Genomic DNA, 13783 nt, shown 5'->3' with positions numbered 1-13783 from the left:
ACATTTGCGTAGCGCGCCACCGCGGAGGAGATACACATACATGGCACTTACCGGGCCTGAGCACCAGCAGGTGCGCCTTCCAGTCATCGAGGCTCTTCGCGTGCTCGGTTGGGTTGACCACCAGATGCAGTGGCAACCCGAGTGGCGAGTGCCGAAAGCGCCAAGCGAGGCAACGAAACGCGAAGGCAAGCACGGCTTTGCAGGATGGCCCGTGGACCTCGTCCTTTTCGAGGATCCTGAGGCGCCCAACGACTGGCAGAACGTTCTCGCGATCTTCGAGTTCAAGGAACCGAACGGGAACGCGGGTATCTCTCAGCTCGAGACCTACTTGAGTCGGGAGCCCCGTGCGCGATTCGGCGTTTGGTCCAACGGGACGTCCTCAGCGGTTGTCTGGAAGTTGCCCGATGGCACATTCAAGTGCACCCGTCACGATGACCTTCAGCTTCCCTCGCCGACCGACGACTTCACCCAGGCGACCTCTAAGGCAATCGTCTGGAACGATCTGTCTCGTCCAACTGAAGCCGACTTGCGCACCTCGTTCAAGGCGCTACTCGACCTCGTCGTTGCTCGCGACAGCGTGGTGACACGTTCGGAGATGCAGCTCGATCAGCTCTGCAACCTACTCCTCCTTAAGCTTGAGTCCGACACACTCGGGTCCTTGAATCCAACGAAGCCTCTGCTCTTTCAGCTGCGAAGCACAGAGAAAATGACAGCCGATCACATACGTGCTTCGTTCGATGAGCTCGTGCTGACTCGCGAGGAGGTGTTTCGTGACGAGCACTCGCCTCGTCTGCTCTTCGACGACCACACCATCAAGGAGGTCGTGTTCGCCTGGTCTGGTTGGAATCTCCTCGAAGTGGGCGCCGAGGCAGTTTCGAACGCGTTCCAGATCTTCCGTCGTGCGAACCTCAAGGCTGGCGAAGGACAATACTTCACTCCGGCCCGGGTGATCTCCGCCGCTGTAAAGATCATGGATATACAGCCAGAGGACAAGATCATAGATCCCGCCTGCGGAACTGGCGGCTTCCTGATCGAGGCGTTCCGTGACATGTCAGCTCGCATCGGCAACGACGCTGCGGTCCGTACCTGGGCGAACCGCAACGTCTTCGGCGTTGATAAAGACTCCATCAACGTGAAGCTGACTCGTGCCATGATGCTGGTACTCGGGGACGGTAGCGCGCATATCCACATCGGAGACTCGCTCCGCGAAGATCGTTGGGGCGCGGACTACCCGCTGCTCACGTCGGCTATGAGGGAGGGTGCTTTTTCCGCAGTCCTCACCAATCCGCCCTTTGGTGAGAATCTGAAGATGAGCGCGCGTGACTGCGAAGTCAACAAGTACTCGCTTTCCTCCGCTGCGGGGAAGGGTACCTATAAGGATCTGGAACTCGGACTGGTATTCCTTGAGCGCTCATATCGGCTGCTACAGAAGGGTGGCCGTCTGGGCATCATCCTCCCAGAGACGTACTTCTTTTCATCAAGCTACGACTACCTCCGTCAATGGCTCGAGAGTCGGTTCATTATGCGCGGGGTTGTCAACATCCCGATGGAGGCATTTCAGGGCTTCTGTCGGGCGAAGACCAACTTGTACGTCCTAGAAAAGAGGGAGGGAGGGACCGACTGATGGTTCACAAGCCTGCATGGTTCAAGGACGGGTTCGTATACGTCTCTTTCGCCGATACAGTTGGTATCAATAAGGACGGCAATACTCTTTTCCGAGTTGATCCCGCTACAGGCATGCGCACGACGACTATCGATGACAAGGTCGAAGCCGATGTCGATGCCCTTCGCGCATCACGCGCTGGAGCGACCAGTCGATGGGTCGATTCGGATCACTACTCGGTCGGCGTGCCGGCCTACTACAGCGACGAACACACGGAACCGCTCGTCAAGCTTTTGAAGAACAGGAAGTATGCGCGCTTCGCGCCGCGCACGCTGGCAGAGCTGATCGGCGACGGCATGATCGATGCTAGACCTGGACATGGCTCGCCCTCAGCCGATATGCGCGACGGTGAGATCCCGTACATCAAGGTCAGCGACATCCGCGCAGGCCAGGTTAATATCAACCCGACGAACCTCGTCCCTCGAATCGTTGCCGAGCGATTTTGGCGCGGCGATGCCTCTGGGTTGAAGGCGTTCGACCTGGTGACTCCAGTTCGAGCCTCGAAAAACATCGGTGAATTTGCAGTCCTCATGCCTGGGCAGGAAGAGATGGTGGTGACGAAGGAAGTTCTCATACTTCGTCCTGGCCCAAATGCAAATGTGGACAGCTTCTACCTGCTGTGGGCCCTCTCGCTTAAGGCCGTTCGCAATCAATGGAAGCGGGTCGTTTTCATGCAGACGAACCGTGAAGATGTCGGACGTCGCTATCTTGAGGTAGCCATCCCCTGGACTAACGATGCTAACGCGGCAGCGGCGGCCTCAAAGGCATTCCGTGACTATTACCAGGGCATGCAGATCCTTCGAGCCGACTTCGTACGGTCGCTCCAGACAAGCGGGGAGCATCACGTCTTCCTCGGTAAGTCTGATGAGTTAGGTCATAATGAAACTTCCCCATCTTCGCCATAGCAGGGAAGACGGTGAACGGGGTTCGCCCGTCTGAAATGACAGTAGCGATCGTAAGTCTCGCCAAGAATGCTGGACGGTGGACCGCATCACGCACGGCCAACTGGAGACTCCAGAGCGTCAGCCCAAAGTGGTCGAGGCGAGGAGCTCGGCCAGGCCGAGACGTGAATCCGCTGGCGCCACAGGGCTCGCTTCAACGCCGCGACCGTGCTGGGGACGATAGGTTCAGGTACGTGAGTCGCGGCGGATGCCGCCGGTAACGCGAGGAGGAGCGACATGGCGTCGCAAGTCGATGCATCGACGGTGAGCGCAGGAACGCTCTTCAGCGAGAGCAAGTTCTTCGTCCCGGACTACCAGCGCAGGTATAGCTGGCAACCAAAGACTCAGATCGATGAGTTCTGGTCTGACTTGAGTGATGCTGTGGGTAATACCGAGTACTTCCTCGGGCTGATCATCCTTGCCGATGGTGCTGAGCGTCAGGAGATCGTGGACGGGCAGCAGCGTCTAGTCACGCTGACGATTCTCGCGAACGCGCTACGACTCGCCGCGCTGGCTCAAGGGCGTCGTCTGGTGGCCGAGAGTCTTCGCAAGGACTTTTTGTATGCCATGAACTTCGAGACCGAGGCTCAGGTGACGCGAATCAAACTGACCGACGCGGGAGACAGCTCTGACCTGCGCGCTCTCCTGAGAGCAGACTCAGTCTCTGCCGTGGATGAGCACGCAAGTTCGCCGATCTACGAAGCGCACCGGCGCCTGTTCGCGCATCTCGAAGCCGATCTCACGAAGCACAATAACGCGGCGCTGAGAGTTGGTCAGTGGAGTGAGTTCGTGACGAAACGTCTCACTTTCGCGGTGTTCAAGCATCCGGATCGGGGAGCAGCGTTTCGCGTTTTCGAAGTGATCAATACCCGAGGAAAAATCCTCACTCCGACTGAACTAATTAAGTCGCACCTCATCGGAACTAGCAGCGATCATCGGGAGCATACGTACCGTCGTTGGAGCGAGATCGAGAGCCAGCTCGACTCCATCGGACAACTTGACCAGCTCACCACCTTCGTCCGCCACGTCGTTTCTCTCGACCACGGGTACGTCATTCCGCGTGACCTCTACGACGTGGTGTCGAAGAGATACCGCGGCCTTGGCGGCGTCGAGAGCTTGCTAGAAAATCTGGAAGCATTCCTGCCGGCCTATCTTCAGATGCTTGATCCTGGGATCGACTTGGAGTCGAGCGAAGCACAGATGCGGGCATTTATGCTAGCTGACGCGCTGTCGATGAGCCGGTTCCGGCCGCTCTTCCTCGCGGCCAGCCGCGAAACGAACGCCGACGAACTCTATCGGGCGATCCTCAACATCGCTATCCCCGGAACTCTTGGCGGGGTCTTCGGGACGGGCAGTATCGAAGCGCAGTTCACGCGCGCAGCGCGTCGGCTGCGTCACGGGGGCTCGTGGGAGGTGGAGCTTAAGAAGCTGCGTGATCTTCGTCCGACGAAGGAGGAGTTCGAACTCCGGCTCTTGCGTGGGTTGAACCGGTCGCAGGCGCACGTCGTCCGGTCCGCACTCCTGCAAAACGACCCAGCGCCAATGCTTACAGGGTACCCGCATCTGGTGCGCCCAAAGAACGCTGAGGACTGGCCCGGCTTTAGCGAAGAGCAGTTTGATCGAATCGGCACAATGATCGGTAATTGGGTTCTAACGACCATTGAGCGGCGGCCGCCTGGCGCGCGCACGCCTGAAGGCGTCACTCAGAAAATTGCATCAAAAGTGCTCCAATCTGAGAGGACACCGAATATCAGCGCGTGGACAGCTGACGCGGTCGAGTTGGAGTCTGTTGATGTGACGAGGTCTGTTACGGGGATCTGGTATGAATATTGATGGTTTGGAGGACTCTTTGCATGAGCGGCTGTCTCGCGGTCGCGAATTGAGAGAAGCGCATCTGCAGGGTCTGGGCATCGAGCTACCCACCTCGCTGATGGAGATAGCGGCTATCGGGATCGACACAAATGTGCTGAAAGCCCTTAGGAAGGACCTGCCCGCCGCTGAGCAACTTTTCCTAACCCTAGGAGCAAGCGGGGTCAGGCTGATTGTTCCCTCACAGACACTGACGGAGTACTGGAACAATCACCAGTTGTTTGCCGAGGAGGAAGGCAGCGGATTCCGGGGTGACCTCACGAGCCTCAAGACACGTCTCGAGCGCGCCAATTTTTCGGGCTTTGGTTCGGAGGTCCTCGATGACATCGCTAGTCTCGTCGACCGAGTCGCGGGCGACCTCGAGGATCCGAAATCGCCCGCATACTTCCAGAAGTCGGTCGACCTGGTCAAGACTATGCTCGCGTCCGCTGTGGTTCCGCACGTCTCAAGGAGCCGGTTCGCAGACCTGGGGGCTGTTCGTCTTTTCAGCAAGTTCCCGCCCGGATTCGCGGACGAGAAAGACAAGGCGGCCGCTTCTGGCGGAGACTTCTTCGTGTGGTGTGACTTCCTGCTCGGCTGTATGTTGGGCCAACCAACGCCGCGGGATCGCTATCTCTGGGTGACGAACGAAGCGAAACGGGACTGGAAGACCTCCGCTCACGGGCATCCTTCGCTGGTCGAAGAGTTCTACTCCGTCTGCGAGGGTGAGCTTTCGATTGTTAACTTCGCTCAGCTGAACAGAATAGTGCGCGAAGATGAGAAGAAGCGGGCCACTGAGGAAAGAGCGGCGGAGCGTGCAGCGGACGCGTTGGCCGATGGCGCGGGGGCGGACTCTCCAGTCCCGGAAAATCTGGCGTCCGCCGCAGCGCCCAACGAGAATGTCGCGAAGCTTGCGGGGTCTGCTGAAGCCTACCGAGGCTGAAGACACCACCAGCGCAAGCTGGACGGCACCATGGTGCAGGAGCCTCCGGCGGCCAGCACCACGATAGTCAAGGCCATCGCGTGCGGAGATGTGAAGCTGCAGAGCGGGATGAGCTACTTCGCTGTGCTGGTGATGTCGGACGGCTGCGACAGCAAGCGGATCGCCCGACTGTGGAGACTCATCTGGACAATGAAACACAGACCTTCTACCGCCACTACTCAAACCCGCCCGTCAGCCGCCCGTGCATCGTCCCGCTCGAGTCATTCATCCCGACGATCTCCAGCGTCTTCCCCAGGCCCGCGTACTTCGTCTCGATCGCATCCAGCGCCGCAACCGTCGACGCATCCCACACATGTGACCCCGACAGATCGACGACAACGCGATCGGGATCCTCCGTATACGAGAACAACGTCGTCAAGTCATTGCTCGACGCGAAGAACAGCTCCCCCTCCACGACATACGTCACCACATCGCCCGCCGGCCCCGGAACTCGACGAACCGAAACGAAGTGCGCCACCCGCCGCACGAACAGCACCGACGCGACGAGCACCCCACCGACGACCCCGACCGCCAGGTTGTGCGTCACCAAGACCAACAAAACGGTAGACACCATCACGAACGTCTCGCTCTTCGGCATCCGCTTCAGCGTCGACGGCCGCACGCTGTGCCAGTCGAACGCCCCGATCGCGACCATGATCATCACGGCGACGAGCGCCGCCATCGGGATCGTCCCGACGAAGTCACCGAACACCACGACCAACAAGAACAAAAAGATCCCGGCGCAGAACGTCGAGATGCGGGTTCGCGCGCCCGAGGCCTTCACGTTGATCATCGTCTGACCGATCACGGCGCAGCCGCCCATGCCGCCGAACATGCCGGACAGCACGTTCGCGACGCCCTGCCCCCACGACTCGCGCGTCTTGTTCGAGTGGGTGTCGGTGATCTCGTCGACGAGCTTCGCGGTGAGTAGCGACTCCATGAGCCCGACGAGCGCGACCCCGAGCGCGAACGGCGCGATGATCGTGAACGTCTCCCATGTCAGCGGAACGTTCGGGATGAACAGCGACGGCAGGCTCCGAGGCAGCTCGCCCTGATCGCCGACCGTCGGCACCGTGATCCCGAAGGCGAGCACGACGCCCGTCACGATGATGACCGACACCAGCGGCGCCGGCACGATCTTGGTGAGCTTCGGCATCATGAGCATCACGACGATGCCGAGCGCCACCAGCGGATACACCAGCCACGGCACGTCGATGAGCTGCGGGAACTGCGAGCTGAACACGAAGATCGCGAGCGCGTTCACGAACCCGACCATCACGCTGCGCGGGATGAAGCGCATCAGCTTCGCGACGCCGAGCACCCCGAGGACCACCTGGAAGATGCCGGCGAGGATGACCGTCGCGATGAAGTAGTCGAGCCCGTACGTCGGCGCGACGGGAGCGATCACGAGCGCCACGGCTCCGGTCGCCGCGGTGACCATCGCCGGTCGGCCGCCGAGGAACGCGATCGACACCGCCATGATGAACGACGAGAACAGCCCCACCTTCGGGTCGACGCCCGCGATCACCGAGAACGCGATCGCTTCCGGGATCAGCGCGAGTCCGACGACGAGCCCGGCCAGCACCTCTCGCGTCAGCAGTCGCGGATTCTTCAGGGCATCGAGCACCGAAGGGTGGGCGCGATAGCGGGCGCGGTCGTCGACCGTCGTTGCAGACATGGAGCTCCAGGGGAAGGCGCCTCACAGAAAGAGGCAGACGTTCCAGCCTATGACTGATGCGCAAGTCGCCCACCCCGCGCCCCTTCCACCCCACCCCTCACATCCGCCAGGATGAACACGACCGCCGAGAGGAGCCCCGCATGTCGTCGCTCGCCCCCTCCACGTCCCCGGACACGGCATCCGCCACGCTCCCCGGGGCCGTGGTCGTCGCCGCGATCCGTCGCGTCCTCCTCTGGTCGCTGATCGCCGCGTTCCTCTACCCCGTGTTCATGACCGCCAGCAAGGGCATCTGCCCCGGCGGCGTCGACGCGAACGGCGGGTTCATCGACTCCGCGGGTCAGCCCGTGGGCGAGGCTCCGCAGTGCATCCAGCTCACGCTCGCGCCGAGCCCCCTCGTCTACATCGCCATCGCCGTCATCGTGCTGCTCGCGCTGGGTCGCGTGATGAAGGCGACTGACGAGCGCGCGGCGCTTCGCACCCTGGAGTGGACCCTGCGCGGAGTCGGGCTGTTCGTCGTGGCGGCGATCATCATCTCGCACGTCTGGTTCGCGCTGATCCCGATCGAGCAGTTCACCGGCGACTCCTGGAGCGTCGTCAGCCCGTTCCCGTTCGGCTCGATCGACGTCGAGGTGACGCCGATGACGACCTCGTGACCGCCTAGTCGCGCCAGTCGATCCCGACGCCGGCGATCCGTCGCCCGGCCTCGTCGGCGGCGACCGGCTCGCCGACGTCCGCCCCGCGCTCGAGCGAGACGGCGGAGTGCACGATGGTGTCGGCGTACACGTGCACGAGGTTGTAGCCCTGCGCGGCGTCCTGTCCGCGGGTGGCACCCACCGGCTGCGCGAGGTCCTGCCCGTACGCGCTCGACGAGGCCACGGCGACAGGGATCCCGGCGAAGGTGCCGAACGACGGATGGTGCACATGCCCCGACAGGATGCCTCGCACGTCCGACCCCCGCAGCGCCGCGGCCAGCGCGTCCTGATCCCGCAGCTCGACCGTCACGGCGAGGTCGAGCACGGTGGGCAGGGGCGGATGGTGGATGAGCAGCAGCGTGCCCTGCGGTGCCGCCGTCGACAGCTCTCCCTCCAGCCGAACCAGCTGCGACGACGGCACCTCCCCCCAATGCGCGCCGGGCACCGTCGAATCGACGACGATGACGCGCATCCCCCCGAACCACCGCACCTCGACGATCGGCTCGTCACCCGCCCCCGCGAGTCCGAGCTCCGATCGCATGGCACGGCGGTCGTCATGGTTGCCGGCCGCCCACACGACCTCGCAGCCGAGCGCATCGGCGGTGGGCGTCACGAGCTCGCGCAGTCGCTCATAGGCGGCGGCATCGCCCCGGTCCGTCAGGTCTCCCGTGAACAGCAGCGCGTCGGGACGGAGCCCCGAGGCGACGAGCCGGTCGAGCATCTCCGCCAGGTTCGCGTCGGCGTCGGCCCCGCTGCCGTACAGCGGCGACCGTTCACCGGGCAGGTGCGTGTCGGAGATGTGCACGAAGGTGTGCGACGGGCGAGGGTGTTCGGTGAGGATCATGTCTCTTCCTGGTCGGCGGACGGAGTCAGGTCGGGGCAGATGTCAGACGGCGGCGGCCGTGGAGCCGGGGACGAGGGCTCCCGTGAACGAGCGGCGCACGAGCGTCTCCGGCTCGTCCGCGGTGAGCAGCTGCTGCATGGTCTCGACGGCGGCCGCCGCCACCGCCTCCACGGGGATCCGCAGCGTGGTGAGCCCGAGCAGATCGGCGCCGGGCAGGATGCCGTCGCACCCGGTCACGCTCACGTCCTCCGGCACGCGGAGCTCGGCCGCGCGGGCGGCGCGCATGACGGCGAGCTGCCGGTAGTCCGAGGCGCACATGACGGCAGTCGCCCCGGCTCGCAAGGCGGCGAGGGCTTCGTCGACGCCGTCCTCGGGACGCGCGCCGGCCGAGATCATCGTCACGGCGACGCCGGCCCCCGTCAGCACTTCCTGCATCGCGAGCGCGCGCAGGTGCTCCGGGTACGACGCGTCGGGACTTCCGGCGAGCACGACGACGGTCCGGTGACCGAGCCCCACGATGTGCTCCGCGAGCAGACGTCCGTGGCCCTCGTCGTCGTAGTGGGCGGTGTGGATGCGGCCCGCTGACTCCACGCGCCCGGCACGCAGGATCGGCACCTGGTCGGCGAAGGGCTCGAGCTGCGCCGCGGAGATGCCGCCGGTGGCGACGATGAGTCCCGCGACGCGCATGCCGAGCAGCCGGTGCAGCGCATTCACCTGCTTGGCGCCCTGTTCGTCGGCGCCGATCGTGACGGTCACGAGGTCGAGGCCGCGCTGATGCGCCTCCTCCTGCAACCGGGAGAAGAGCAGACCGTACGCGGGGTTGCTCGCGTCGCGCAGCATGAGGCCGACGGTGCCGGTGCGTCCGGCGGCGAGCTCGGCGGCCATCGTGTTGCGCACGTACCCGAGCCGCTCGGCCGCCTCCAGGATGCGCTCCTGCGTCTCCGGCGCGAACCGCCCCTCGCCCTTCAGTGCCCTGGTCGCCGTCGCGCGGGACACCCCGGCCGCCGCGGCGACGTCGCTGATCGTGACCCGCAGGGCGGGCGTCCCGGCCTCCGTCCCGCTCATGCGCGCTGCTTCCGTCGGCGGGGCGCTCCGGCGCGCGAACCTCGTCCATACACGAGATACATGGTGACACCCATGATGATCATGAGCAGCACGGTGTAGACGAACGTGATGGGCATCGCGTCGAGGTTGTTCTCCCCGCGCGTGCTCTCCTGGATCGCGACCCCGAGCGGCTTGTACAGCGGGTGGTAGAGGAAGATCGCGGCGTCGTAGTCGTCGAGCAGGCTGTTGAAGTTCAGCGCCGTGATCGCGGCCGCGGTCGGCAGCACGAGCGGGATGAGCACGCGCCGGAACGTGGTCAGCGAGCGGGCGCCGAGGATGCGCGAGGCGTCTTCCAGGGAGTCCGGCACGGACGCGAACCCGGCCTTGAGCAGCCGCAGCGTGAAGGGGATCTTCACGCAGATGTACGCGACGAGCAGCAGCACCGGCGTCCCCGTGAGCACGATGTTGCCGACGAACGGCTGCGGCGCGTCGAACGCCATCACGAAGGCCAGCGCGATCAGCACGATCGGCAGGATCCACGGGATGTGCAGCACGTACTCGATGGCCGTGGTGAGCAGGTTGCGGTGCTTCTGCATCATCCGCGCGACGAACAGCAGCCCGCCCACCACGATGACCGCGGCGAGGGCGCTGTAGACGACGCTCACGATGAACGGACGGAGGGCCGCCGCGCTGGAGAACACGGTGATGTAGTTGTCGAGCGTGAAGCTGTCGAGCGTGATCGATCCGGCGAGGATGCTCCGCGCGTCCACGAACGAGAAGATCACGATGAGCACGACCGGGATGAGGTAGATCACCCAGAGCAGGTAGGCGACCACGTGCACGACGGCGTTCGCGAACGGGTTGCGGATCCGCTGCTTCTGGATCGGCGTCGCCACCTTCGCCACCGAGAAGTACACCCCCGACTTCTCGGCGCGGTTCATGATCGCGAGCAGGATGATGGTCGCGACACCGAGCACGATCGCCAGCAGCGCCGCGATGTCGCGGGTGATCGGGCTGCGCGACAGGTCGATGATGAGAGGCGCGACGGTCTGGAAGTCCGGCCCGCCGAGCACGAGGGGCGCGGTGAGGGCCCCGAGACCGATGAGGAACGTCAGCACCGTGACCGCGAAGAGCATCGGCTTCATGACCGGCAGCACGATGCGGCGCAGGATCGTCCAGGTCGACGCGCCCATGAGCTTCGCCGCCTCGATCGACGCGTAGTCCACCTTGCCGAGCGACGAGGACAGGAACAGCATGTGGTTCGTCGTCGTCGCGAACGTCATCACGAACACGACCGCGAAGTAGCCGGAGAACCAGTCCCGGTTCATGTCCGGCCAGATGTTCACCATCAGGTTCGTGATGAAGCCGAATTTCCCGTAGATGAAGTTGTAGCCGGCGGCGAGCACGATGCCGCCGTAGATCAGGGTGGTGGCGTATCCGAGCCAGAGGAGTTTCGCGCCGCGCACCTGGAAGTACTGCGTCACCAGCACGATGAACACCCCGACGACATTCACCGTGACGGACAGCGTGATCGCGAGGAGGAAGCTGTTGCCGAGCGTCTTCAGCGCGCGCTCGCTGCCGAGCAGCTTCTCGACGGCGCGGATGCTGAACTGGCCGTCCGGGAAGAAGGTCGCGGCGAGCAGTTCGGCGTTCGGCAGCACGAGGAAGGCGGCGGCGAACCAGATCACGACGATGCCGGTCACCCAGGCCAGCGGAGAGCGGAGCATCGCGCGCAGGCTGCCGGGCCGTCCGCGGCGGAGGCGGGGCTTCGTCGCGGTGCCCGCCTCGGCGGCCTCAGTCGTCAGGGCGCCGGGGGTGTCGGTCATCGCCGCGGACGGCGGCGGCACCGGACGGGAGTCGTTCTGCGGAGCGCTCATGTCACGCCGCCGGGTACTGCAGGATCCACCGCGGGTCGACGTCGATGCGCACGGCATCGCCGACGTCCCACCGGCGCGCGCTCGCCGCGGCCGGCACGCTCACCCGGAGCGTCGCATCGGCAGCGGAGACCGCGTAGACGCTGTGGCTGCCGTGGTACGTGCGCTCCGCGACGGTGCCGTCGAGCGACGCCGTGCTGCCGGCGGTGGCCTCGGACGGGGACGCCAGGTGCAGCTTCTCCGGCCGCACGTAGCTCTCGGCCGTGGCGTCGAGGCCCGCGCCGATCGCGACGAGCTGCGCGGGGCTGAGGCGGTTGTTCTCGCCGATGAACCGGCAGACGAAGGGCGTCGCGCTGCGGTCGTAGATCTCCTCCGGGGTGCCCACCTGCTGCAGCGTCCCGGCGTCGAGCACGGCGATGCGGTCGCTGAGGGTGAGCGCCTCCTCCTGATCGTGGGTGACGTACACGGTGGTCACGCCGACCTCGTGCTGCAGCTCCTTGAGCTGTTCGCGCAGCTGCACGCGGAGCTTGGCGTCGAGGTTCGACAACGGCTCGTCGAGCAGCAGGATGCTGGGGGTGAGCGCGAGCGCCCGGGCGATGGCGACGCGCTGCTGCTGGCCACCGGACAGCTCCGCCACGTTCTTCTCGAGCTGCGACGCGGCGAGCCCGGTGCGGTCGGCGACCTCGTCCACGCGCCGCCGCTGCTCGGCCTTCGACACCTTCTGCACCGAGAGGCCGAACGCGATGTTCTCCCGCACGTTCATGCTCGGGAACAGCGCGTAGTTCTGGAACACCATGCCCACGCCGCGCTTCTCGCTCGGCACGCGGGTCACGTCGCGACCCGCGATGTGGATGCGGCCGCCGGTGGGCTCGATGAACCCCGCGAGCGTGCGCAGGGCGGTGGTCTTGCCGCATCCGGACGGACCCAGGAGGGTGAAGAACTCACCCTCCTGGATCTCCAGATCGAGGTGCGAGACCGCACGGTGGTCGCCGAACACGACCTCGACGTCGTCGAAACGGATCATCGTCTTCTCTCTCTGCCGGTGCGGGACTGCGCGGGTCAGCCGATGTACTCGAGCGTGACCTTCTCGACCCAGGCGCCGAGGTTCTCGCTCACGAAGCCGAAGTCGATGTCCTGACGGTCGAGCGTGCCCATGAGCTCGACGACCTCGGGGTTGGCCTTCTCGACCGCGCCCTCGTTCACCGGCATGGCGTTGAACTCCGCGGCGAACTCGCCCTGCACCTCGGCGCTGCCGAACCAGTCGATGAACTCCTGCGCCTTGTCCTCGTTGTCCGTGCCGTTGATCTGCGCGATCTGCTCGGTCACGTAGGGGACGCCGTACTCGGGCACGATCATGCCGGTGCTGGTGCCGTACTCCTCGTCGCGGGCGGAGATGCCGCTCGACGGCAGCACGCCGTAGTCCACCTCGTCGCGGGTGATGCGGGCGTAGAGGTCGGTGCCCTCCACGGCGGGGGAGCCGTTGGCGTAGTACGACTTCACCAGGTCCCAGCCCTCGTCGCTCACGCCGAGGTCGCCGTCCTCGTCGAGGTGACGGGTGAGCATGCTGGCGAGCACGAGCTGCGGGGTGGCCTGGCCGAGCGCGGGGTTGACCTCGTAGCGGCCGGCGTACTCCTCGTCGGTGTACAGGTCGTCGGGGTCGGTGGGCGCGTCGCTGATGCGGTTCTCGTCGTAGACCGTGACGATCGCCTGCTCCACGAGCGGCCAGAACGCGCCGTCCTTCGGGTCGCCGGCGTCCGCGGGCACCTCGCCGCTCCAGCTCGGCTCGTAGGCCGTGATGGCCTCTTCCGTCTTGAGCTGCTCGAAGAACATGTTGTTCAGGCCGAAGACCACGTCGCCGACGGGGTTGTTCTTCTCCGCGATGATGCGGTTCGTCAGGTCGGCGCCGCCAAGGCCCACGATCTCGATGTCGATGCCCGCGTCGGCCGCCTTCTCGGTGATCCACTCACCGCGGCCGTCGCTGTTCGAGTTCGTGTAGACGATGAGGGTGTCCCCGGAGCCGCTGTCGCTGCCGCCGCCGTCCGCGTCTCCGTCGCCGCCCGCCATGCATCCGGTGAGCGCGATCGCCGCCGCGGCCGTCAATCCGATGAGCGCCCAGCGCCTCTGCTGCCTGTCGGCCATGTTCGTCCCTTTCTCGCCTTCGAGGTGTGTCGATGCGACACTACCGGTTCTTGTGGTGAAGGCACAAAGATTGTCTGG

General features: G+C 64.7%; 11 protein-coding genes. 5 read left to right on the top strand and 6 right to left on the bottom strand.

Annotated features, from left to right (window positions below):
* Positions 1-40: 40 nt before the first annotated feature.
* The 4 genes from KVS71_RS01015 to KVS71_RS01000 all read left to right on the top strand — a co-directional run bounded on the left by KVS71_RS01015 (position 41) and on the right by KVS71_RS01000 (position 5395).
* Positions 41-1624, top strand: a complete 1584-nt coding sequence (locus tag KVS71_RS01015; protein WP_217582927.1) for an N-6 DNA methylase — start codon at positions 41-43, stop codon at positions 1622-1624.
* Positions 1624-2568, top strand: coding sequence for a hypothetical protein (locus KVS71_RS01010; protein ID WP_217582926.1), 945 nt, complete (start codon positions 1624-1626; stop codon positions 2566-2568). Before KVS71_RS01015 ends, KVS71_RS01010 begins: the two co-directional genes overlap by 1 nt.
* A 273-nt stretch (positions 2569-2841) precedes the next feature.
* On the top strand, positions 2842-4437 hold the full coding sequence (locus KVS71_RS01005; protein WP_217582925.1) for a DUF262 domain-containing protein: 1596 nt from the start codon (positions 2842-2844) through the stop codon (positions 4435-4437).
* Positions 4427-5395 carry a PIN-like domain-containing protein gene (locus tag KVS71_RS01000; protein WP_217582923.1) on the top strand — a complete coding sequence of 323 codons (969 nt, stop codon included), beginning with the start codon at positions 4427-4429 and terminating at the stop codon, positions 5393-5395. The genes KVS71_RS01005 and KVS71_RS01000 overlap by 11 nt, the downstream gene beginning before the upstream one ends.
* A 214-nt stretch (positions 5396-5609) precedes the next feature.
* Here KVS71_RS01000 and KVS71_RS00995 read toward each other — a convergent pair whose 3' ends face one another.
* Positions 5610-7112, bottom strand: a complete 1503-nt coding sequence (locus KVS71_RS00995) for a SulP family inorganic anion transporter (RefSeq protein WP_217582922.1) — start codon at positions 7110-7112, stop codon at positions 5610-5612.
* A 140-nt stretch (positions 7113-7252) separates the two neighbouring features.
* Between KVS71_RS00995 and KVS71_RS00990 the strand changes: the two genes are divergently transcribed.
* The gene (locus KVS71_RS00990; RefSeq protein WP_217582921.1) at positions 7253-7765 is read left to right on the top strand and encodes a hypothetical protein; all 513 of its coding nucleotides are present in this window, start codon (positions 7253-7255) and stop codon (positions 7763-7765) included.
* A 4-nt stretch (positions 7766-7769) separates the two neighbouring features.
* On the opposite strand, the gene KVS71_RS00985 is transcribed toward KVS71_RS00990, so the two are convergent.
* The 5 genes from KVS71_RS00985 to KVS71_RS00965 are packed head-to-tail and all read right to left on the bottom strand — an operon-like array spanning position 7770 to position 13705.
* Entirely contained in the window at positions 7770-8648 is an 879-nt protein-coding gene (locus KVS71_RS00985) for a metallophosphoesterase (RefSeq protein WP_217582920.1), read from the bottom strand.
* 42 nt (positions 8649-8690) lie between these two features.
* Complete coding sequence (locus KVS71_RS00980) at positions 8691-9713, bottom strand: LacI family DNA-binding transcriptional regulator (RefSeq protein ID WP_217582916.1); 1023 nt, start codon at positions 9711-9713, stop codon at positions 8691-8693.
* Positions 9710-11569 (bottom strand): iron ABC transporter permease, encoded by a 1860-nt coding sequence (locus tag KVS71_RS00975; protein ID WP_306663901.1) that lies wholly within the window; start codon positions 11567-11569, stop codon positions 9710-9712. The genes KVS71_RS00980 and KVS71_RS00975 overlap by 4 nt, the downstream gene beginning before the upstream one ends.
* A 1-nt stretch (position 11570) precedes the next feature.
* Positions 11571-12590 carry an ABC transporter ATP-binding protein gene (locus tag KVS71_RS00970; protein ID WP_217582914.1) on the bottom strand — a complete coding sequence of 340 codons (1020 nt, stop codon included), beginning with the start codon at positions 12588-12590 and terminating at the stop codon, positions 11571-11573.
* 35 nt (positions 12591-12625) lie between these two features.
* Positions 12626-13705, bottom strand: a complete 1080-nt coding sequence (locus KVS71_RS00965; RefSeq protein ID WP_217582912.1) for an extracellular solute-binding protein — start codon at positions 13703-13705, stop codon at positions 12626-12628.
* Positions 13706-13783 lie beyond the last annotated feature (78 nt).

The sequence above is a fragment of the Microbacterium sp. GbtcB4 genome (assembly GCF_019091465.1).
Lineage (GTDB): Bacteria > Actinomycetota > Actinomycetes > Actinomycetales > Microbacteriaceae > Microbacterium > Microbacterium paraoxydans.
Note: the sequence above shows the minus strand (reverse complement) of the source record. Positions and strands in the feature narration are given on the sequence as shown.